The organism is Rubellimicrobium roseum, assembly GCF_006152145.1.
Taxonomy (GTDB): domain Bacteria; phylum Pseudomonadota; class Alphaproteobacteria; order Rhodobacterales; family Rhodobacteraceae; genus Rubellimicrobium; species Rubellimicrobium roseum.
This window is the reverse complement of sequence record NZ_VDFV01000003.1, coordinates 227,587-246,412: the sequence shown is the minus strand read 5'-3', so window position 1 is coordinate 246,412 and position 18,826 is coordinate 227,587. Positions and strand designations below refer to the sequence as shown.

The 18,826-nt window shown below is 70.4% G+C and carries 23 protein-coding genes and 1 pseudogene; 7 read left to right on the top strand and 17 right to left on the bottom strand.

What is annotated here, in order from left to right:
- Positions 1-180 precede the first annotated feature (180 nt).
- Entirely contained in the window at positions 181-447 is a 267-nt protein-coding gene (locus FHG71_RS05265; RefSeq protein ID WP_139080562.1) for a DUF2312 domain-containing protein, read from the bottom strand.
- Between the two features lie 127 nt (positions 448-574).
- Here FHG71_RS05265 and FHG71_RS05260 point away from each other — a divergent pair, with 127 nt between their 5' ends.
- From FHG71_RS05260 to FHG71_RS05250, 3 genes are all read left to right on the top strand, one after another.
- Complete coding sequence (locus FHG71_RS05260) at positions 575-790, top strand: hypothetical protein (RefSeq protein WP_139080561.1); 216 nt, start codon at positions 575-577, stop codon at positions 788-790.
- Between the two features lie 41 nt (positions 791-831).
- Entirely contained in the window at positions 832-1,248 is a 417-nt protein-coding gene (locus FHG71_RS05255) for a protein tyrosine phosphatase family protein (RefSeq protein ID WP_139080560.1), read from the top strand.
- A gap of 81 nt (positions 1,249-1,329) precedes the next feature.
- Positions 1,330-1,881 carry a DUF892 family protein gene (locus tag FHG71_RS05250; RefSeq protein ID WP_139080559.1) on the top strand — a complete coding sequence of 184 codons (552 nt, stop codon included), beginning with the start codon at positions 1,330-1,332 and terminating at the stop codon, positions 1,879-1,881.
- 53 nt (positions 1,882-1,934) lie between these two features.
- On the opposite strand, the gene FHG71_RS05245 is transcribed toward FHG71_RS05250, so the two are convergent.
- The 5 genes from FHG71_RS05245 to FHG71_RS05225 all read right to left on the bottom strand — a co-directional run bounded on the left by FHG71_RS05245 (position 1,935) and on the right by FHG71_RS05225 (position 7,598).
- Positions 1,935-2,837 (bottom strand): FliM/FliN family flagellar motor switch protein, encoded by a 903-nt coding sequence (locus FHG71_RS05245; protein ID WP_139080558.1) that lies wholly within the window; start codon positions 2,835-2,837, stop codon positions 1,935-1,937.
- Between the two features lie 89 nt (positions 2,838-2,926).
- Positions 2,927-5,611 (bottom strand): ATP-binding protein, encoded by a 2,685-nt coding sequence (locus FHG71_RS05240; RefSeq protein WP_139080582.1) that lies wholly within the window; start codon positions 5,609-5,611, stop codon positions 2,927-2,929.
- Positions 5,611-5,880, bottom strand: coding sequence for a hypothetical protein (locus tag FHG71_RS05235; protein ID WP_139080557.1), 270 nt, complete (start codon positions 5,878-5,880; stop codon positions 5,611-5,613). Before FHG71_RS05235 ends, FHG71_RS05240 begins: the two co-directional genes overlap by 1 nt.
- Before the next feature lies 1 nt (position 5,881).
- Positions 5,882-6,250 (bottom strand): response regulator transcription factor, encoded by a 369-nt coding sequence (locus tag FHG71_RS05230; protein WP_139080556.1) that lies wholly within the window; start codon positions 6,248-6,250, stop codon positions 5,882-5,884.
- Between the two features lie 73 nt (positions 6,251-6,323).
- On the bottom strand, positions 6,324-7,598 hold the full coding sequence (locus FHG71_RS05225) for a helix-turn-helix domain-containing protein (RefSeq protein ID WP_139080555.1): 1,275 nt from the start codon (positions 7,596-7,598) through the stop codon (positions 6,324-6,326).
- A 152-nt stretch (positions 7,599-7,750) separates the two neighbouring features.
- On the opposite strand from FHG71_RS05225, the gene FHG71_RS05220 reads away from it, so the two are divergent.
- The 4 genes from FHG71_RS05220 (at position 7,751) to aat (ending at position 10,758) form a co-directional block, all read left to right on the top strand.
- Complete coding sequence (locus tag FHG71_RS05220) at positions 7,751-8,194, top strand: hypothetical protein (protein WP_139080554.1); 444 nt, start codon at positions 7,751-7,753, stop codon at positions 8,192-8,194.
- A gap of 121 nt (positions 8,195-8,315) precedes the next feature.
- Positions 8,316-8,810: an acetyl-CoA carboxylase biotin carboxyl carrier protein gene (accB, locus tag FHG71_RS05215; RefSeq protein WP_139080553.1), complete on the top strand. Its 495-nt coding sequence runs from the start codon at positions 8,316-8,318 to the stop codon at positions 8,808-8,810.
- A gap of 5 nt (positions 8,811-8,815) precedes the next feature.
- Positions 8,816-10,171 carry an acetyl-CoA carboxylase biotin carboxylase subunit gene (gene accC / locus FHG71_RS05210; protein ID WP_139080581.1) on the top strand — a complete coding sequence of 452 codons (1,356 nt, stop codon included), beginning with the start codon at positions 8,816-8,818 and terminating at the stop codon, positions 10,169-10,171.
- Entirely contained in the window at positions 10,168-10,758 is a 591-nt protein-coding gene (gene aat, locus FHG71_RS05205; RefSeq protein WP_139080552.1) for a leucyl/phenylalanyl-tRNA--protein transferase, read from the top strand. The genes accC and aat overlap by 4 nt, the downstream gene beginning before the upstream one ends.
- A 57-nt stretch (positions 10,759-10,815) precedes the next feature.
- On the opposite strand, the gene FHG71_RS05200 is transcribed toward aat, so the two are convergent.
- The 11 genes and pseudogenes from FHG71_RS05200 to FHG71_RS05150 form a co-directional block, all read right to left on the bottom strand.
- Positions 10,816-10,995, bottom strand: a complete 180-nt coding sequence (locus tag FHG71_RS05200) for a hypothetical protein (protein WP_139080551.1) — start codon at positions 10,993-10,995, stop codon at positions 10,816-10,818.
- 92 nt (positions 10,996-11,087) lie between these two features.
- On the bottom strand, positions 11,088-11,504 hold the full coding sequence (locus tag FHG71_RS05195) for a DUF2155 domain-containing protein (RefSeq protein ID WP_139080550.1): 417 nt from the start codon (positions 11,502-11,504) through the stop codon (positions 11,088-11,090).
- Positions 11,501-11,956, bottom strand: coding sequence for an outer membrane lipid asymmetry maintenance protein MlaD (gene mlaD / locus FHG71_RS05190; protein WP_139080580.1), 456 nt, complete (start codon positions 11,954-11,956; stop codon positions 11,501-11,503). The genes FHG71_RS05195 and mlaD overlap by 4 nt, the downstream gene beginning before the upstream one ends.
- Positions 11,956-12,342 (bottom strand): NADH:ubiquinone oxidoreductase subunit NDUFA12, encoded by a 387-nt coding sequence (locus tag FHG71_RS05185; RefSeq protein WP_139080549.1) that lies wholly within the window; start codon positions 12,340-12,342, stop codon positions 11,956-11,958. Before FHG71_RS05185 ends, mlaD begins: the two co-directional genes overlap by 1 nt.
- 550 nt (positions 12,343-12,892) lie before the next feature.
- On the bottom strand, positions 12,893-13,276 hold the full coding sequence (locus FHG71_RS05180; RefSeq protein ID WP_139080548.1) for a RidA family protein: 384 nt from the start codon (positions 13,274-13,276) through the stop codon (positions 12,893-12,895).
- Positions 13,277-13,338: 62 nt separating this feature from the next.
- Positions 13,339-13,968, bottom strand: a complete 630-nt coding sequence (locus FHG71_RS05175) for a trimeric intracellular cation channel family protein (protein ID WP_139080547.1) — start codon at positions 13,966-13,968, stop codon at positions 13,339-13,341.
- A gap of 86 nt (positions 13,969-14,054) precedes the next feature.
- Positions 14,055-15,326: an ATP-dependent Clp protease ATP-binding subunit ClpX gene (gene clpX, locus FHG71_RS05170; RefSeq protein ID WP_139080546.1), complete on the bottom strand. Its 1,272-nt coding sequence runs from the start codon at positions 15,324-15,326 to the stop codon at positions 14,055-14,057.
- A 160-nt stretch (positions 15,327-15,486) separates the two neighbouring features.
- Positions 15,487-16,116, bottom strand: a complete 630-nt coding sequence (locus tag FHG71_RS05165; RefSeq protein WP_139080545.1) for an ATP-dependent Clp protease proteolytic subunit — start codon at positions 16,114-16,116, stop codon at positions 15,487-15,489.
- Between the two features lie 105 nt (positions 16,117-16,221).
- Complete coding sequence (locus FHG71_RS05160) at positions 16,222-17,937, bottom strand: sensor histidine kinase (RefSeq protein WP_139080544.1); 1,716 nt, start codon at positions 17,935-17,937, stop codon at positions 16,222-16,224.
- Positions 17,934-18,479 (bottom strand): annotated as a pseudogene (locus FHG71_RS05155) (RNA polymerase sigma factor); the annotation flags it as partial. The pseudogene FHG71_RS05155 and the gene FHG71_RS05160, both read right to left, overlap by 4 nt.
- Before the next feature lie 101 nt (positions 18,480-18,580).
- Positions 18,581-18,769 carry a hypothetical protein gene (locus FHG71_RS05150; RefSeq protein WP_139080542.1) on the bottom strand — a complete coding sequence of 63 codons (189 nt, stop codon included), beginning with the start codon at positions 18,767-18,769 and terminating at the stop codon, positions 18,581-18,583.
- Between the last annotated feature and the right edge of the window lie 57 nt (positions 18,770-18,826).

Below are 18,826 nucleotides of genomic sequence, written 5' to 3'. Positions count from 1 at the left end.
CTCTCACGAACCGCTTCTCGGCCCTTGAACAGGACCGAGATCACGCGCGTCGCCCGAACACACAGGGAAAGAAAACAGCTCGGCCTCAGCCCAAGTTGCGCAATAACGTCGTGTCGAGCCCGAAGCCCACAACCCGGTTTGCCTTAGCGTGCTTGCCGATCCAAGCCATGAGGACGTGCCTCAGGTCATTCCCAGAGCCTGCTTGTAGAGTTCGAGGATGGCTTCCTCTTCGTCGATGTCGTCCTTGTCGCGCTTTCGGATGGCGATGATCTTCTTGAGGATCTTGACGTCATAGCCGCGCCCCTTGGCCTCGGCCATGACTTCCTTCATCTCCTCGCCGATGTCCTTCTTCTGCGCTTCAAGCGACTCGTAGCGCTCGATGAACTGGCGGATCTCGTCACCGGGAAGCGGCTCGGTCTCGACCACGTGCAGGTGGGCTGGGGGCATTCTGTGATTCCTCTTTGCGGGACTGCTCGTGACCAAGGCCTAGCCCTCCGGGTGGCACGGCCGCAAGCGCTTGCGCGGGACAGCCCCGCAGGATAGGCGCGGGAGGCACAGCGGCGGAGGATCGCTCATGGACATCCTGATCTGGATCGGCGTGGCGATCGCTTTCCTGGGTCTCGTAGGGATCGCCTGGAGCGGGGCCATCGCCATCCGCGCTAGGCGCGAGGCACTGGATGATGCCGCGCTGCGGGCACGGCTCCAACGGGCGCTGCCCATCAACCTTGGCGCCCTGCTGCTGTCCGTGCTGGGATGCATGTTCGTGATCATCGGGGTCGTTGTCGGCTGAGGCGCTGGACGCCCGTCGGGGCGAGCCCTATTCATGTCAGCATGGACATTCGCCGCATCACCCCCGACTACGCCGTCTCGCCCCAGATCGCGCCCGAGGACGTTCCGGAACTCGTGGCGGCGGGCTTCCGCACGGTGGTCTGCAACCGGCCCGACTCCGAGATCCCGATGGAACTGTCCTCGGAGGTCATGCGCATCACGGTCGAAGCGGCGGGGCTGACCTTCGTTGACAATCCGGTCACTCATCCGACCATGACCCCGGAGCGGATCGCCGCACAGGCCGAGGCCATGGAAAAGGGACCGGTGCTGGCCTACTGCGCTTCGGGCACGCGATCCTCGATCCTGTGGTCGCTGGCGCAAGCGGGGCGGATGCCGACGGACGAGATCCTGTCCGCCACCGCCCGTGCGGGATATGACCTCTCGGCCCTTCGACCCCGCCTCGACCTCGCGCGGGGTTGATCGGCGGCGCCTCGCCGCAGGCTCGAACCGGCTCGCTTCCCTGGCGTTGGTCTGCGTGACTTCCGCTACAGGAGATGAACAATGGCGTACGATCAAGGCACGTCGTCCGGGTCCATGTCGCTGACCTCGGATCAGGCCAAGCAAGACTACATCATGGGTATCCAGAGCGCCCATTCTCTGGAGAAGCAGGCGACGCAACTCATCAACCGGCAGCTCGAGCGGATCGAGAGCTACCCTGAGGTGGCGGCAGTGCTGCGCCAGCACGGGGCCGAGACGGAGGCGCAGATCCAGCGGCTCGAGGGAATCCTGAGCGAACTGGGATCGGCTCCTTCGGCCATCAAGGATCTCGGCACGCAGATGTCGGGCAACATGGCGGCCCTCGCGCATACGGTCATGTCCGACGAGATCATGAAGAACCATTTCGCGAACGTGGCCTTCGAGGCCTTCGAGCAGGCCACCTACCGGTCGCTGATCGCGATGGCGCAAGCCACGGGCCACCAGCACCACGTCGCCATCTACGAGACGACTCTGCGGGAAGAAGAGAAGACCTTCCAGACCCTGCTGGGAATGACCGACGCACTGACGGTCAAGTACATGCAGCTCCACGAGGCCGGAGAGCAGTCGAAGCGCTGAGCCAAGAACCAGGGCCAACGGAGGGCCCCCGTTCGCGGGGGTCCTTCCACGTTTCACGACGGCCATCCCGCGACGGTCGGTGGCAGGGCGGCGGGACCGGCGCCCTCGCCCAAGGAGGGAAGCTCGTCGAGCCCGGGGGTCAGCGGCTCCTCGATGCGGAGGGCGCGCATCCCCGCCATCTGGCCCAAGCGCGCGGGGCCAAGATCAATCCCGGCCACCTCGAGCCGGACCGAGGCGACCGTAACGCCTGGGAGAGCGAGGACCTGACCCACCTCAAGCGCCTCGGCCCCTGCCAACGGGAGTTGGAGCCGGTGCAGCACCGCCGTCAGCGTCGCAGGGGCGGCGAGCACTGGATCGGCCACGGTGGCTGCCGGGGGCTCGGCCCAGGCCGGTTCGGGCGGTGGCCGGAGACGGATCAGCAGCAGGGCGAGTCCCTGCCGCCCGCCCGCTCCAAGGTCGAGCGTCAGCCGCACGATCCGGTAGAGCCCGTCGGACAGGATCATGGCGGCCTCGCGCGGGCCGGGCAGCCGCGCGGCCAGTGCCGGGCCGCGCACCCAGCCATCGAGGACGGTGCCGGCGGTGCCCGCCTCGACCTCGGCCAAAAGAGCTTGGAGAAAGGGCCGGGCCAGGGCCGCGTCCGCGGCCGTCACGACCCGCACCTCGGCGACAGCGGGGGCGACACGGCCCAGCGTCTGCACCTCCAGCACGGCGGCCCGTGCCTCGGCGTCGAGCGCGACGAGGCCCACGGGATGGTCGTCCTCGTGCAGAGCGATGAGCATGAGGCCGTCCTCCAAGCGGCCCAGCAGATCGTCGAGCGGTCCCTCCTCCTCGCTGACCCCCAGGACCGCCAGGGGCAAGGAGATCGACCGTTCGGCCGCGCGCGTCGCGGCGAGCCTGAGGGCACGCGCGGGGGTGATCGCGGCTGGCGGCGCCGGAGGACGCACGAGTCGGCGCATGAGACTGGCTTGGCCGTGTTCCACGAGGTCCGTTCCCTTTTCCGACAGGACCAGCCTAGCCGATTCGACCTAAGGTTTGGTTAACGCGCTCACTCGGCGGCCGCCGCCGCGACGCCCTGGGGGAAGGTCACGCGGAAGGCCGCGCCGCCCTGCCCCGGCAGGTAGGTGATCGATCCCCCGAGCAGGCTCATGATCTCGCGGCAGATGGCGAGGCCCAGGCCTGCGCCGCTGGGAGCAACCGTTCCGGCCCGGCGGCCGGACAGGCGGGCGAAGGATTCGAAGATCACCTCGCGCTCGGGCGCGGGGATGCCGCTGCCGTTATCCACGAAGTCCACGATCACCTGCGGCCCCCGTCGCTGGACGGCGATGCGCAGCTCGGGCCGGTCGGCATCGCAGTACTTGCGGGCGTTCGAGACGAGGTTGATGAAGACCTGCGCCAGCCGGTCGAGGTCGGTGACCACGGGCAGCGCCTCGGCTGCGGGGTCGCGCAGCACCGCAAGGTCCCCCTTCAGGGCCCCCGCCGAGAGCAGCGAGCGGTCGATGACCTCGGCGAGCGTCCCCTCCTGCCGCTCGAGCGTCACCTGCCCGTCGCGCAGCACCGACAGGTCGAGCAGGTCGTCGAGCAGCCGGGTCATGCGATGCGCCTCGGCCTCGACGATCCCGGCGAAGCGCCGCGCCTCGGCGGGGGTGAGGCCCTCCTCCTGCAGGATGGAGGAGAAGGAGCGGATGGAGGTCATCGGAGTGCGCAGTTCGTGGCTGATGCGGCTCAGGAAGGCGTCCTTCTGGCGGGCGAGCTGGGTCAGCTTGTCGTTGGCCTCGCGCAGGGCGCGGGCGGTGCGCTCCTGCTCGGCGGACTTGGCCTCGAGGCGGGCGGAGTATTCGAGGATCTGCGCGGCCTCGTCCGCCACGGCCATGAGGTCGCCGACCGACAGGCCCGGCCCCTGCACGAACTGGCCCACCAGCGCATGGGCCGCCGCCGCGCCTACCGAGCCCGCCAGCTCGCGCTCCAGCCGCTGGAGGAAGCCGGGCGTAGCGTCGGGCAGGTGGCCGGACTTGCCCTGCTCCTCCGCCTCGGCCTGGAAGAGGTCGAGCGCGGTCTCATGGCCCACCACGCGCTGAGCCAGCACGAGAAGGTCCTCGACCTCGGCGCCGCTGCGCGACCAGGTGCGGGCGGGGCCGGTCTGGTCGAAGACGTTGACGAACTGCGCCCCTTGCAGCCGTTCGAGCGGATTGGGGAAGGTCAGGATCGAGACCAGCCCGAAGGCCGCCGCGTTGAGGAGCAGCGACCAGAGCACGGCGTGGAGGAGCGGATCGAGGCCCTCGATCCCGAAGAGCGCGCGGGGGCGAAGCCACGCGAGTCCCCAAGGACCCTGGTCCAAGACCGGCTGCGGGATGATGGCGGTGCCGAAGGAGGGCAGGAACAGCGTCCAGGCCCAGACGGCGGCCCCGAGGAGAAGCCCCGCGCCCGCGCCCTTGGCCGTGGCGCCGCGCCAGGTGATGCCCCCCAGCATGGCCGGGAGAATCTGCGCCACACCCGCGAAGGCGATGAGCCCGATGGAGCTGAGCGCCACGCCCGAGCCGGTGTATTGGAAGTAGACGTAGCCCAGCGCCAGCACCGCCGCGACCGAGACCCGCCGCGCGAGGAGGATTGTCCCCCGCAGGTCCCGCGCGACCTCGTCGGGGCCGCGCACCGAGAGCCAGAGCGGGGCCACGATGTGGTTCGAGACCATGGTCGCGAGCGCGATGGTCGCCACGATCACCATGGAGGTAGCCGAGGAGAAGCCGCCCAGGAAAGCGAGGAGCGCGAGGCCCCCGTGCCCCTCGGAGATGGGCAGGGCCAGCACGAAGAGGTCGGGGTTCGAGCCCTCGGGCAGCCGTTCGAGGCCCACCACGGCGATGGGGACGACGAAGAGGCTCATCAGCAGGACATAGAGCGGGAAGGCCCAGCTCGCGACGGCGAGATGGCGGTCGTCGTCGTTCTCGACCACGAGGACGTGGAACATGCGCGGCAGTGTCAGGAAGGCCGCCGCCGAGAGCGCCGTCAGGCCCACCCAGCGCCCGCCCTCGCCCTGCCACATCGGGATGGGTGACGCATCGATCCGCGCGAGCGTCCCTGCGATCCCGCCGCCCAGGCCCCAGACCACGAAGACCCCCACGCCCAGAAGGGCGAAAAGCTTGACCACCGCCTCCACGGCGACGGCCATGACGATACCGTGGTGCCGCTCCGACGGGTCGAGGTTGCGCGTGCCGAAGAGGGTGGTGAAGAGCGCGAGGCCGATCGCGGTCCAGAGCGCCACGAAGTCCACGTCCATCCCGCCGTCCATGCCCTCGATGAAGGCCGCGAAGGTGAGCGAGATCGACTGGAGCTGGAGCGCGATGTAGGGCGTGACCCCTGCCACGGCGATCAGCGTCACGACGGCCCCGATCCAGGGCGACTTGCCGAAGCGCGAGGACACGAGGTCCGCGATGGAGGTGATGCGCTGGACCCGGGCGATGCGGACGAGCTTGCGCAGGAGCCACCACCAGCCGATCACCACGAGGCTGGGGCCCAGGTAGATCGTCAGGTATTCGAGGCCCGAGCGCGCCGCGTATCCCACCGCGCCGTAGAAGGTCCAGGCGGTGCAGTAGATCGACAGCGACAGCGTGTAGATGAGTGGCGAGCGCAGCCAGCCCCCGCGCCCTGCCCGTGCGCGCCGGTCCGCCGCGAAGGCCACTGCGAAGAGCATCGCCACGTAGCCCAGCGACACCGCGACGAGGATGTTGAAGGTCAGGATCACGGCGGCTCGTCCCGGTCCTCGCCGGCGTCGAGCCGGAGGATGCGCGACAGGACATGCGCCGCCACGATCAGCCCCGTCCAGACTCCGAAGACGAACAGGAGCGCGCCCGAGTTGCTGACGCCGCCGGATTCGTCGGAGGGCGTCCAGAGGAGCGGCACGAGGAAGAGCGCGATCCCCAGCACAGGCAGGAGACGCGCGGCATCGCGCAGGCGGCGCTGGCGGTAGCTTGCGGGGCGCAGGAAGAGGGGCCGGCGGGGCCGCGCCATCTCAGCCCCCTGCGAGCCGCCGCACCTCGGCCAGCACCTCGGCGTTGGCGAAGGGCTTGGTCATGAACTCGGTGGCGCCCAGGCGCAGCGCGAGGTCGCGATCCCTCTCCTGCCCCCGCGCGGTGAGCATCAGCACCGGGACCGCGGCGGTGGAGGGGTCGGCGCGCAGCTCGCGCAGGATGTCGAACCCCGAGCGGCCCGGCAACATGGCGTCAAGGACCACGACCTCGGGCGAACCCGTCCGCACCCGCGCGGCCGCCGTCGTTCCGTCCGAATGCGTGTGCACCGTCCAGCCGTCGCGCGTCAGGATGAAGCTCAGGGCCTCGATGATGTTGGGCTCATCCTCGATGAGCAGCACGCGACGTCCCACAGGTCTCCTCCCCAGGCCTCGGGCCGGCCGAGTATCGCGGGGCGCTGGTCCAGAGTCAAAGGAGCCGAACGTCTTAGCCCAAGATGGATGGCTCGCGTCGCGCCGGGCAGGCCGCGCGCGGGCAGAGGCGGCAGGTCAGGCCCACGAGCCGGTCGCCCGGAGCGGGCTCGGGCGGGGCGGCGGTGAGGAGCATGGTCGTCTCGATCCGCGGGGGCGCATCCCAGTCCGGCTCCTCGCGCGGAGCGGCGACGGCGTGGCAGAGAAGGCGCGGCGCCCCCTGCCCCGGCAGCGCCGCATAGGCCCGCAGCCCGCGGCCGGGCTGGGCCGAAGCCTCGAAGACCGGCCAGAGGGGACAGCCGCCTGTGCGGGGCAGCGCGAGCCCGTCCAGCGCCTTGAGATGGATCAGGGTGCCGCTCGCATCGCCGATGACGAGGCCGGTTGCCGGGTGCCCCTGACCTGCCGGCAGCGCCGCCAGCCGGCGGAACACCTGCGCCAGAGGCACGCCGAAGCGACGGGCGAGCCGGACGGGGTGGTGGCCCTCGGCCATTGCCGCCTCGGCGAAAGGACCAAGCGGCAGGGTGGCGGCGTCGGCGGCGTAGCGTTCGGCCCAGGCGCGCAGAACCTCCCCCGCGGCGCCCTCGGGCAGATCCGTCAGCGGCCGGCCCGCCTCGACCTCGGGCAGGTGGTGGTCGCAGGCGTCGAGCCAGCGCTCGGCCTCCTCCTGCGGGGAGAGCGCGAGGGACGCCGCACGCTCGGGCGCCTCCAGGAACCGCGCCAGCGACCGGCTCGCCTTGGCCAAGGCCTCGCTGTCCGCCAGGATGTTGTGAAGGAAGCGCCCCTGCCAGTCGCGATCGAGGTCGGGGTTCTCGGCCAGGATGCCCGAGGAGGCGCGGATGGCGGTCACGCCCGAAATCACCTGATGCAGCGCCTGCGCCAGATCGTGGTCGTGGCTGAGCCGCTCCGAAAGCTCGATCACGCGCCGCTCCAGCGACTCGATCCGCGCGGCTTGCAGGCCGACGAGAGCGGCCCAGCCCGGGAAGCGGTCCGCGAAGTCCTGCGCCCGCGATAGCTCGGGCAAGGTGCGCGCCTTGTCGTCGAGGCCCGCCACGGCGGCCCGGAGCGAGCGGAGGCGGCCCATGTCGGGCCCCTCGCCCAAGGCCGCCGGATCGAGGTCGAGCGCCCGCGCGATGTCGGCGAGCAGCTTGCCACCGATGCGGCGGCGGCCGTGCTCGATCAGGTTGAGGTAGGAGGGCGAGATGCCGACGCTGGTCGCGAGGTCGGCCTGCCGGAGCCCGCGCTCTTGCCGCCGCTCGCGGATGCGGAGGCCGGTGGGCTGCCGCTCGGCCATCTGGCGTCCTCCCCTGGGCCGGCACCGCCCGGCCTTTACAGGATTTACCATGTCTTAACGCGAGTTGACAGATCATGACGGGCGTTAACCGCGCGTTAAGAGACGGCTGCTAACGGCGAGGTCACAGGGTGTTCGTCCGTAGGAGTTCCGTCATGGAGATTTCGAATCCGTCAATGCTTGCGCCGCGACCAGAGGTCGATCTGAGGCCCGCTGCCGATGCCGCCGCTAGCGCCCGGATCATCGCGCCGCCGCCGGGGCTGGCGCAGGGACCGGTCGTGGCCCCTGCCTCGTCGTTCCAGAGCGGCTGGCTCGCGCGTTCGCTGCTGGGCATGAGCGCCGCCACCGAGGCGGGGCGGGCCCCGCCCGAGGCTCCGGCGTCGCGCCGGGGCGAGCCGCAACGCGTGCTCAAGCCGTGGGGCATTCCGATGCTGCCGGCCGACCGGCCGGACAGGACCGGGAACATCGCCGCGTCCGGCGGATCGGTGCCGTCCTGCGCCGCTGGGGCGGAGAACGGTGCGCAGGACGGGTCCTCGAAAGCCCACGGCGAGGTGCAAGACCTGGGCCCGGACGCCGCGTCGTCGCGGCTTTCCACCTAGAACGGCTTCGCTTATAAGCGCCAAACGAACGGTTTGCGGCTCCCGGTGTCATCCGGGTGGCCGATTCCGTCCATTGGTCCAAGGGACGGCCAGCGAGCAAGGACGAGGCGAAAGGCACTTCATGAGCGACAATCACACCCATGACGGCGACGTGAGCTTCATCCGGGCCTTGGCCGAGCTGCTTCGGGCCCACGACCTCAACGAGGTCGAGGTCAAGCGTGAATGGGCCGACAACGATCGGCTCAACGTCCGCGTGACGCGTGGGGGCGTGGTGCTGCAGGCCGCTCCGGCGCCCGTCGCGCCCCAGCCGCTGGCGCAGGCCGCCGCGGCGCCCGCGGCCGTCGCGGTCCCTGCTGTCGGCAGCGGCGATCCGGCGTCGCATCCCGGCGCCGTCACCTCGCCCATGGTGGGAACGGTGTATCTCCAGGCCGAGCCGGGCACGGCCCCCTTCGTGTCGGTCGGGCAGACGGTGAAGGGCGGCGACACGCTGCTCATCATCGAGGCCATGAAGACCATGAACCAGATCCCCGCGCCCCATGCCGGGGTGGTCAAGCGCATCCTCGTCGAGGACGGGGCGCCCGTGGAATACGGCGCCCCCCTGATGATCATCGAGTGACCACGATGTTCGACAAGATCCTGATCGCCAACCGGGGCGAGATCGCCCTGCGCGTCGTGCGCGCCTGCCGCGAGATGGGCATCCAGTCCGTCGCCGTCCATTCCACCGCCGACGCCGACGCCATGCATGTCCGCATGGCCGACGAGGCGATCTGCATCGGACCGCCGCCCTCGGGGCAGAGCTACCTGAGCTTTCCCGCCATCATCTCGGCCTGCGAGATCACGGGCGCGCAGGCGATCCATCCGGGCTACGGGTTCCTGAGCGAGAACGCCGCCTTCGTGCAGGCGGTCGAGGATCACGGCATCACCTTCATCGGCCCATCGGCGGAGCACATCCGCATCATGGGCGACAAGATCACCGCCAAGGAAACGGCCAAGGCCCTGGGCATCCCCGTGGTGCCGGGCTCGGACGGCGGCGTGGGCGCGCTCGCCGAGGCCAAGCGCGTCGCCGAGCAGATCGGCTACCCGGTCATCATCAAGGCCACGGCGGGCGGCGGCGGGCGCGGCATGAAGGTCGCCCGCGACGAGGGAGAGCTGGAGGTCGCGTTCCAGACCGCGCGCTCGGAGGCCAAGGCGGCCTTCGGGAACGACGAGGTCTACATGGAGAAGTACCTCACCACGCCGCGGCACATCGAGATCCAGGTCTTCGGCGACGGCAAGGGCAACGCCGTCCATCTGGGCGAGCGCGACTGCTCCTTGCAGCGCCGGCACCAGAAGGTGCTGGAAGAGGCCCCCGGCCCCGTCATCACGGCCGAGCAGCGCGCCCGGATCGGGAAGATCTGCGCCGACGCGGTCGCCAGCATCAACTACATCGGCGCCGGCACCATCGAGTTCCTGTTCGAGAACGGCGAATTCTACTTCATCGAGATGAACACCCGCCTGCAGGTGGAGCATCCCGTCACGGAGGCGATCTTCGGCGTGGACCTCGTGCGCGAGCAGATCCGCGTGGCCTGCGGGTTGCCGATGTCCTTCCGGCAGGAGGATCTGCAGATCAACGGGCATGCCATCGAGGTGCGGATCAACGCCGAGAAGCTGCCCAACTTCGCGCCCTCGCCCGGCAAGATCACCCAGTATCACGCGCCGGGTGGCCTGGGCGTGCGGATGGATTCGGCTCTCTACGACGGCTACCGGATCCCGCCCTACTACGATTCGCTGATTGCCAAGCTGATCGTCCACGGGCGCGATCGCGACGAGGCCATCGCGCGGCTGCGGCGGGCCCTGGGCGAGCTGATCGTGGACGGGATCGACACGACGATCCCGCTCTTCGACGCGTTGACGGACGATCCGGCGATCCGGTCAGGGGACTACAACATTCATTGGCTGGAAGGCTGGCTGAAGGTAAGGATGGCAGCCCCCACGTGAGAGGCGAGGACCTCACGCCCGAGATCCTTCTGGACGGCTACCGTCAGGGCATCTTCCCCATGGCGGAAAGCCGGAGCGACCCGGACGTGTTCTGGGTCGATCCCCGGCGGCGCGGGATCTTTCCGCTGGACGGCTTCCATGTCTCGCGCAGTCTGGCGCGGACGCTGCGGTCGGGGCGCTTCCGGGTGAGCTTCGACGCGGACTTCGACGGGGTGGTCCAGGGCTGCGCCGAGCGGGACGAGACCTGGATCAGCGGCACCATCGCCGCTCTGTACAATGCGCTCCATGCTCGGGGTCTGGCACATTCCTGCGAGGTCTGGGAGGGCGAGGCGCTGGCGGGCGGTGTCTATGGGGTGGCGATCGGCGCGGCCTTCTTCGGGGAAAGCATGTTCTCGCGCCGGACGGACGCCTCGAAGGTGGCGCTGTTCCATATCATCGGGCGGCTGCGCGCGGGGGGCTTCGTGCTGTTCGACACGCAGTTCCTGACGCCGCATCTCGCCTCTCTGGGCGCGGTCGAGATCGGTCGGGGCGAATATCGGCGGCGGCTGGACGAGGCGCTGCGACGGACGGCCCGCTTCACGCCCTGACGCGCGACCGCCGGCCCCTCGGGACCGGCGGCGAACCTCGTGGACGGAGGGGACCGCTTACCTTTGCTGGTCCCGATCGATCTGCTGGTCGGCGTCGCGGCTCTTGTCCCGGTCGGGCCCGGTGGACTGCTGCGACTGGTTGCTTTGGCCGCCGGACGCGCCGCCCTGCTGGTGGCGGTCCATGTCGCGGTTCATGCCGGCGTTGTCCGGGCCGGTGCCTTGCTGTTTCTGAGCCATGCAGGATCTCCTGTCGGCGTAGGGCCGGCGATGCCCCACGAAAGGGCAACGCCTGCGCCGGGAAATCGTTCTACTTGGCTTTCGATGCACCGTCAGACGCCAAGGCAGCGCAGCGCCCAGACGTCGTAGCGGGGATGGTCGACGGCGCTGAGCGCGGGGGCCGAGGCGATGAGCCAGCCCTCGAACACCGCCGCGTCGTCGGCTCGCGTGCGGACGCTGACCAGCGCATAGGCGTCGCCCGCCGGGTTGGCCGTGGGATAGCGGCAGTCGCCCATGGTGACCGAGATGGCACCGACCTCGGCCGTCTCGCCGGTGCGCAGTTCCAGATCGGTGACGGTGCCGATGATCTTGTCGAGGACGCGGACGATGCCGCCGGAGGCCGAGGTGACCGCGCCCAGACGCTCGGCCTCGTTCTCGGGCGCGAGGCGGCGGGCGGGCGGGTCGAGCGACAGCGTGTCCTGCGCGGCAAGCGGCGTGGCGAGGCACGCGGCGAGGAGCGCCAGCCTCATGTCGACTGCTCGTCCCCGCCCGAGATGTACTGGAGCAGAAGCTGGAGCAGGCTGACCGCGCCCTGCGTGTCCACGATTTCGTTGCCATCGGCCAGGGTCGTGAGCGACCCGCCGGGCACGATCTCGATGAAGGTGCCGCCCAGGAGCCCCTCGCTCGACACGACGGCGGAGGAGTCGTCGGGGATCGGAACGGCGGCGTTGACGGTCAGCTCGGTCGTGGCGCGGAAGGTCTGCGGGTCGAGCGCCGTGTCGGTCACCGTGCCGATCTTGACCCCCGCGAGCCGCACGTCGGTCCCGAGCGACACGCCCTCGATGGAGCGGAAGCTCGCGGTGAGGCGCAGCCCCTCGTCCGGGCCGCCATAGCCGGTGGCCTGGGCGGCGTAGAGGAGGAAGCCCCCCGCGACCAGCACCACGGCGGCGCCGGTCAGGACCTCGAGCGGGCTTTCCCGCATCACTCGGGCGTCCAGGCTTCGTAGTCGCGACGGTCCAGCGGCGGGTCGGGCCGGCGCAGAGAGCCCGAGGGCGCGTAGGCGTAGGGCGTGCCGGTCAGGTTCGGGAGCGAGGGCTTTTCCCAGAACTTGCGGGGGGCGGTTTCCTCGGTGGGGGGCGTGTCCCAGGTGCGGTGCAGCCAGCCGAACCATTCGGTGGGCACCATGGTCGCCTCGGCCTCGGCCTTGTAGATGACCCAGCGCGAGCTGTCGTCGGCGTTGCGGTAGTAGACGTTGCCGAGCGCGTCCTCGCCCACCTTGAGCCCGTGCCGCCGCGTGTGGAGCGCGGTGCCCCAGGTCTGGCTGTTCCACCAGGTGAAGGTGCGCTTGAAGTAGTCCATGAACGTCATGCCGTGCCTCCGCCGCTCGGGGCTTTCCATGCCCCGGATGGGGCGCGGGGTCAATGTAGGGCGATCCGCGCAGGGGCGCTTCACGGGCCCGTGGTCCTGCCGTCGCGCGGCAGGTCCGGGCCATTTGGGTCGGAGCGTTTCCCCCTGCCATGGGGGACGGCCTCCGTTGCTGCCGGCGGGACGCCACTTCGGGCCGGCAGGGGGCGCGTCCTCGACGCGCGGCGGCTGGGGCGTGGGTTCCCCAGATGGTCCGGCGGCACGCGGGCCAGGTGCCTGCAAAGAGCGGGCCACGAAGATGTCGTCCGAAGGCGGGAGAGTTGTGTCCCGCAGGCGATCCCGTGGCGATGCGTGCGGGACCAAGGTGCGGGACAAAGGTTAACGGTTTCTGACAGCACCGAACGGTCCTCCCCCGACTCACGCAACACCCCGGTCGTGGGGCGGCGCGGTCCCGTGGCCGCAGGGTGGGCTTCAGCGCTCCAGCGTCGCTCGGACGGGCGAAGCCCCGCCCTGCGGGGCGGCTCCGGCAGGGAGCGTCGCCCGGAACGGGGCCTCAGGGCAGGCGGGCGTCGACCTCGATCTCGATGCGGTGGCGGGGATCGATGAGGCCGGCCTCGATCATGGTGGCGGCCGGGGGATGGGCGCCGAAGGCACCCGCGAGCTGGGGCCAGCAGGGCGCGAAGTCGGCCCGGTCGGGGAGGATGTAGCGGACGCGGACCACGTCGGCGAAGGTGCAGCCCGCCTCGCGCAGGGCGCCCTCGATGATGCGCAGCGCCAGCGCGCACTGGTCCTCGACCCGCTCGGGGATCTCGCCCGTCGCGTGGTCGGTGCCGGTCGTGCCCGAGACATGGACCCAGCCGCCCGCGACCACGGCGCGGCAGTAGCCGATGCGCGGCTCCCAGGCGGAGCCGGTCGAGATGCGGCGGATGGGGGTCATGGGGGCCTCCGGGTTCTGCGCGGCGGTTGTCGGCCCTTCGCCCGTTCGGCGCAAGCCGGCGGTCAGGACCAGGGCGAGCGCGGGGCATCCCAGCCCCGCCGGACGCTGACCAGCCGGAGGAGGAAGGCCGCGCCGACGCCCGCCAGGGTCACGGGCGCCGCGGGAAGGCCCAGGCCGTCGCCCAAGACGACGACACCCGCGCCCAGGAGGGCGGCCAGGGCATAGATCTCGCCGCGCAGGACGCGGGGCACCTCGGCCACGAGGAGGTCGCGCAGGACGCCGCCGCCTGCGGCGGTCACGACGCCGAGGAGGAGGCTGGGCAACGGGTCCATGCCGTAGGCCAGCGCCTTGCGGCAGCCGGTGACGGCGAAGAGCCCGAGGCCCAGCGCGTCGAAGACCATCACGGGCTTGCCCAAGCGCTCGACGAGCGGATGGCCCAGGAAGGCGGCGAGGCCCGCGACCAGCGCGGCGAGGAGGTAGCGGCTGTCGGCCAGCGCCGCGACCGGCGTCGCGCCGAGGAGGACGTCGCGCGCCATCCCCCCGGCCAGGGCCGCGGCGGTGGAGAGCACGAGCACGCCGATGATGTCGAGGCCCCGGCGCACGGCCAGGGTGCCGCCGCTCAGGCCGAAGACGAAGGTGCCGAGGAGGTCGAGGACCAGGGCCAGCGTGGCGGCGTCACCGGAAACGGGCATGGAGCGGGCTCTTGCAGGGTGGCGGGGGCCACAAACGGAAACAGGGGCGGTGACGCCCCTGCCCGGTCCGTGTCTGATGTCCCGGCCTAGCGGGCGGAGGCCACTTCCTTCTTGGCCGCCGGGTCCGTGTGGATCATGAGCGGCTTGCCGACCGTGCCCACGGCTTCCTCGTTCACCACCACCTCGCGGACCGAGGTCAGGCCCGGCAGGTCGAACATGGTGTCGAGGAGGATGTCCTCCATGATGGAGCGCAGGCCGCGCGCGCCGGTCTTGCGCTCGATGGCGCGCTTGGCGATGGCCTTGAGCGCGTCCTCGGTGAAGGTGAGCTTGGTGTCCTCCAGCTCGAAGAGGCGCTGGTACTGCTTGACGAGCGCGTTCTTGGGCTCGGTCAGGATCTTCACCAGCGCGGCCTCGTCGAGGTCGGTGAGCGTGGCGATGACCGGCAGACGGCCCACGAACTCGGGGATGAGGCCGAACTTCAGCAGGTCCTCGGGTTCGAGGTCCTTGAAGATCTCGCCCACGCTGCGCTCGTCGGGGGCGGAGACCTTGGCGCCGAAGCCCATGCCCGAGCCCTTGGCGCGCTGCGCGATGATCTTTTCGAGGCCCGCGAAGGCGCCGCCGCAGATGAACAGGATGTTGGTCGTGTCCACCTGCAGGAACTCCTGCTGAGGATGCTTGCGGCCGCCCTGGGGCGGCACGGAGGCCACGGTGCCTTCCATGATCTTGAGGAGGGCCTGCTGCACGCCCTCGCCCGACACGTCCCGCGTGATCGAGGGATTGTCGGACTTGCGGGTGATCTTGTCGACCTCGTCGATGTAGACGATGCCGCGCTGCGCCCGCTCGACGTTGTATTCCGACGCCTGCAAGAGCTTGAGGATGATGTTCTCCACGTCCTCGCCCACGTAGCCGGCTTCGGTCAGCGTGGTGGCGTCGGCCATGGTGAAGGGCACGTCGAGGATGCGGGCCAGCGTCTGCGCGAGCAGCGTCTTGCCGCAGCCCGTGGGGCCGATCAGGAGGATGTTGGACTTGGCGAGCTCGATGTCCTGGGACTTCTGAGCGTGGCTGAGGCGCTTGTAGTGGTTGTGGACGGCCACCGAGAGCACGCGCTTGGCGTGGATCTGGCCGATCACGTAATCGTCGAGCACGTCGCAGATCTCGCGCGGGGTGGGCACCCCGTCGGAGGACTTGAGCCCCGAGGATTTCGTCTCCTCGCGGATGATGTCCATGCACAGCTCGACGCATTCATCGCAGATGAACACGGTCGGGCCGGCGATCAGCTTGCGCACCTCGTGCTGGCTCTTGCCGCAGAAGGAGCAGTAGAGCGTGTTCTTGCCGTCGCTGCCGGATGCGTTCGCCATGTGACTCCTCTGGCCCCCCAGGGCCTCAGCATGCCCCTCGGGGGCTCGTCGGGGACGGCGCTTCGGCTTCGCGCCGTCCGTCGGTCAGACTAGGGCAGGCGCCCTGCGTCCACAACTCCAAAAGCCGCCCACGGGTCCGCTTCGCGGGCGGCGACTTGTCTCAGGCGTCCCCGGCCGGCAGGGGGTCGCGCGTGGTCAGGATGTCGTCGATCAGGCCCCAGGCCTTGGCCTCTTCGGGGTCCATGAAGTTGTCGCGCTCGAGAGCGGCTTCGACGGCCTCCATGGCCTGGCCGGTGTGCTTGACGTAGATCTCGTTCAGCCGCTTCTTGAGCTGCTCGGTCCGGCGAGCGTGGATCAGGATGTCGGTCGCCTGGCCCTGGTAACCGCCCGAGGGCTGGTGGACCATGATCTCGCTGTTCGGGAGCGAGAAGCGCATCCCCTTCTCGCCCGCGGTCAGCAGCAGCGAGCCCATCGAGGCCGCCTGCCCCACCACCAGCGTCGAGACCTTGGGCCGGATGTACTGCATCGTGTCGTAGATGGAGAGGCCCGACGTCACCACCCCGCCCGGGGAGTTGATGTACATCGAGATCTCCTTCTTCGGGTTCTCGGCCTCGAGGTGGAGGAGCTGCGCCACGATGAGCTGCGCCATCACGTCGTGCACCGGGCCCGAGACGAAGATCACGCGTTCCTTGAGTAGCCGCGAGAAGATGTCGTAGGCGCGTTCCCCCCGGCTCGTCTGCTCGACCACCATGGGGACGAGGTTCATGTAGTGATTGACGGGGTCTTGCATGGAGGGAACCTCTGCTGGGGACGGGCCATACCTACGACTCCCCTCCGGGGGCCGCAAGGGCGGGGAAATATGGCGATTTCGTGAACTGCCCGTCCGGGCAGGTGGTCAGGCCTCGGCCGTCTCGTGCTCGGCGGCGGAGTCGATGGGAAAGGTGACGGAGAGGCGGTAGAGGCCGTCCCGCACCTCGGACCGGGCGGGGCCGCCCACCTGCGCCGCGAAGGCCTGGATCAGGTGCTGGCCCAGGCCCCGGGGCGGCTCCTCGGCCGCAGGGGTGCCGTCGACGCTGTTGGCGATGCGCAGGGTCGCGCGCTCTCCGTCGCGGTGGAGCGCGATGGACAGGCTCGGGCGGCCCTCGGCGGCGGCGGCGCGGACCAGCGCGTTCGAGACCGCCTCGGCCGTGAGGAACGCGAGCGGCACCACCTTGTCGGGGTCGAGCACGATGTCCTCGATGTCGAGCGTGGCCTCGACGCGCCCCTCGGCGCCACGCAGCTCCTGCTCGACGATGGCGCGCAGAACGGGGGCGGCGTTCACGTCGCCCATGTCGGGGCTGGTGTAGAGGCTGCGGTAGATGGAGGCCAGCGTCAGCACCCGGTCCTGGAGCCGGCGCAGGATGGCGCGCACCCGCGCCTCGGGCATCCGGCGGATCTGCATGGAGATGATCGAGGAGATGAGCTGGAGGTTGTTCTTCACGCGATGGTGCACCTCGCGCAGGAGCACGCCGCGCTCGCGGAAGGCGTTCTCCATCCGCGCCTCGTCGTGGAGGATCGCCGTGGCCATCTGGCGGAACGCGTCCTCGATCTCGCGCAGCTCGTGGGGGGTGCCGTAGCCGGGGGGTCGGTCGTCGAGCGACCGGTCCCGGCCGAAGCGGCGCATCCGGACGCCCAGGCGGGCCACGCGCCGGATCACCAGCCGGTGGATGGCCCAGAAGGCCACGAGGAGGCTGGTGGCCCACATCAGGAGGGGGAACAGGAGCGGCGAGCTGGCGGGCCCGATCCCCTGCCCCGCCTGCTGGGGCGACCAGACCGCCATGGCATAGGCCACGTCGGGCACCAGCGGCGCCACGGTGTAGACCCGATCCTCGCCCTCCGCATCGATCGCCTCGTAGACGCGGGAGCTGTCGCTGGCCTCCTGCGCCAGGGAGCGGCCCTGCGCGAGAAGGCCCATGAGCGCCTGCCCGTCTAGGTCGCGCGGCTGCACCGTCAGGACCTCGCCTTCCACGTCGAAGGTGAGCAGGACCTGCGGGCGCAGGCCGGCGGCGGCGGGCGGCGGACCGGCGGCGCGCTCGCGGGAGACCGAGAAGGCGAGATAGCCCTGGGGGGCCGCTTCGCCCCCGACCGGAACGGCGATGATGAGGACGTCCTCGCCCGAGACGAGCCCGCCGGGATGGACCTGCACATGGACGCGCGGCGGGCCGCCCAGACCGATCAGGCCGCCCAGGTCGACGGGTCCTTCGGACGAGGAGCAGGTCACGGGTCCCGAGGCCGGCACGAAGCCCACGAAGTTGTAGGGACCGCTCCCGGCGACGAGCCGGCCCAGGTAGTCCGAGCAGGTGTCGGGGTCGTCGAGGAGATCGGCCACCACGGCCAGGGATTCGCCCGCGCCCCGCGCCCGTTCGATGAGCTGGGCGACGCCGGCCGCGCCCTGCTCGGTGACGGCGAGGAGCGACAGCTCGGCCCGGCGCTCGGTCTCGCGCTGGTATTCGCGCGTCTGCCACAGCGCGATCAGGCCGAGCGGCAGGAGGGCGATCGTCAGGAAGGTGGCGACGCGGAGCGCAAGCCCGTCGAGACGCAGGCGCCACCAGGGCCGAGGTGTTTCGGTCACAGATGCGGCCCGCCCTGTGCCGCTATCACCGCCAGCGTCGCATTGTCCGTCAGCTCAAGGCGCTCGGCCTCATCGAGCTGAAGGATCTGCGCAAGCCGGGCGCGGGCGCGGTTGGCGCGGCTCTTCACCGTGCCCACGGCGACGCCCGTCATCTCGGCGGCCTCTTCGTAGGAGAAGCCCGAGGCGCCCACGAGCGCCAGCGCCTCGCGCTGCTCGTCGGGAAGCTGGGCGAAGGCGCGGATGAAGTCGGCCATCTGGAGCCGCCCGTCATGGGCAGGCTTCTCGGCCAGGGCGCCCACCAGCGCGCCGTCACTGTCGGAGACCTCGCGCACCGTGCGGCGGCGGGTCGAGTAGAAGGTGTTCCGCAGGATCGTGAACAGCCAGGCGCGCAGGTTGGTGCCGGCCTCGAAGCGATCGAAGTGCGACCAGGCCTTCACCACCGTGTCCTGCACGAGGTCGTCGGCCTGGGAGGCGTTGCGGGTGAGCGAGAGCGCGAAGGCGCGCATGGCGGGCAAATGGGTCACAAGTTCGTCACGGGGATCGAGGGGCGAGGCGCCGTCGGACTGGCCCTTGCGGGAACGCGCGGTCGCGACGGATGGGGAGCGGTCCCTGGGCCGGGAGGGCCGACCGGACAGCCGGGGCATCACGCACCCAGCCGGTTGGCGTCGTGGCGCTGGGACAGGGCGGAGGCGGGGCGCTGGACCTCGCCCAAACGGCTCAGGAGCGTCGCGAAGGACGCCGGCATATCGCCTTCGACCGGCGCCCCGAAGGCGCGGCGCAGGTTGGCCGCAAAGGCCGCGCCGCGCAGCTCGTGAGTCGAAAGCTCGTCCATGATGGGCTGAAACCTTTGCCTCTATCCCTTTCCAGACAGAAGTCTCGGCCCTATTGT

Excerpts from the sequence above, each read along its gene's own strand:
- FHG71_RS05265 (WP_139080562.1), bottom strand. The coding sequence starts at position 447 with ATGCCCCCAGCCCACCTGCACGTGGTCGAGACCGAGCCGCTTCCCGGT.
- FHG71_RS05260 (WP_139080561.1), top strand. The coding sequence starts at position 575 with ATGGACATCCTGATCTGGATCGGCGTGGCGATCGCTTTCCTGGGTCTC.
- FHG71_RS05255 (WP_139080560.1), top strand. The coding sequence starts at position 832 with ATGGACATTCGCCGCATCACCCCCGACTACGCCGTCTCGCCCCAGATC.
- FHG71_RS05250 (WP_139080559.1), top strand. The coding sequence starts at position 1,330 with ATGGCGTACGATCAAGGCACGTCGTCCGGGTCCATGTCGCTGACCTCG.
- FHG71_RS05245 (WP_139080558.1), bottom strand. The coding sequence starts at position 2,837 with ATGCGCCGACTCGTGCGTCCTCCGGCGCCGCCAGCCGCGATCACCCCC.
- FHG71_RS05235 (WP_139080557.1), bottom strand. The coding sequence starts at position 5,880 with ATGGCGCGGCCCCGCCGGCCCCTCTTCCTGCGCCCCGCAAGCTACCGC.
- FHG71_RS05225 (WP_139080555.1), bottom strand. The coding sequence starts at position 7,598 with ATGGCCGAGCGGCAGCCCACCGGCCTCCGCATCCGCGAGCGGCGGCAA.
- FHG71_RS05220 (WP_139080554.1), top strand. The coding sequence starts at position 7,751 with ATGGAGATTTCGAATCCGTCAATGCTTGCGCCGCGACCAGAGGTCGAT.
- accB (WP_139080553.1), top strand. The coding sequence starts at position 8,316 with ATGAGCGACAATCACACCCATGACGGCGACGTGAGCTTCATCCGGGCC.
- accC (WP_139080581.1), top strand. The coding sequence starts at position 8,816 with ATGTTCGACAAGATCCTGATCGCCAACCGGGGCGAGATCGCCCTGCGC.
- FHG71_RS05200 (WP_139080551.1), bottom strand. The coding sequence starts at position 10,995 with ATGGCTCAGAAACAGCAAGGCACCGGCCCGGACAACGCCGGCATGAAC.
- FHG71_RS05195 (WP_139080550.1), bottom strand. The coding sequence starts at position 11,504 with ATGAGGCTGGCGCTCCTCGCCGCGTGCCTCGCCACGCCGCTTGCCGCG.
- mlaD (WP_139080580.1), bottom strand. The coding sequence starts at position 11,956 with ATGCGGGAAAGCCCGCTCGAGGTCCTGACCGGCGCCGCCGTGGTGCTG.
- FHG71_RS05185 (WP_139080549.1), bottom strand. The coding sequence starts at position 12,342 with ATGACGTTCATGGACTACTTCAAGCGCACCTTCACCTGGTGGAACAGC.
- FHG71_RS05180 (WP_139080548.1), bottom strand. The coding sequence starts at position 13,276 with ATGACCCCCATCCGCCGCATCTCGACCGGCTCCGCCTGGGAGCCGCGC.
- FHG71_RS05175 (WP_139080547.1), bottom strand. The coding sequence starts at position 13,968 with ATGCCCGTTTCCGGTGACGCCGCCACGCTGGCCCTGGTCCTCGACCTC.
- clpX (WP_139080546.1), bottom strand. The coding sequence starts at position 15,326 with ATGGCGAACGCATCCGGCAGCGACGGCAAGAACACGCTCTACTGCTCC.
- FHG71_RS05165 (WP_139080545.1), bottom strand. The coding sequence starts at position 16,116 with ATGCAAGACCCCGTCAATCACTACATGAACCTCGTCCCCATGGTGGTC.
- FHG71_RS05150 (WP_139080542.1), bottom strand. The coding sequence starts at position 18,769 with ATGGACGAGCTTTCGACTCACGAGCTGCGCGGCGCGGCCTTTGCGGCC.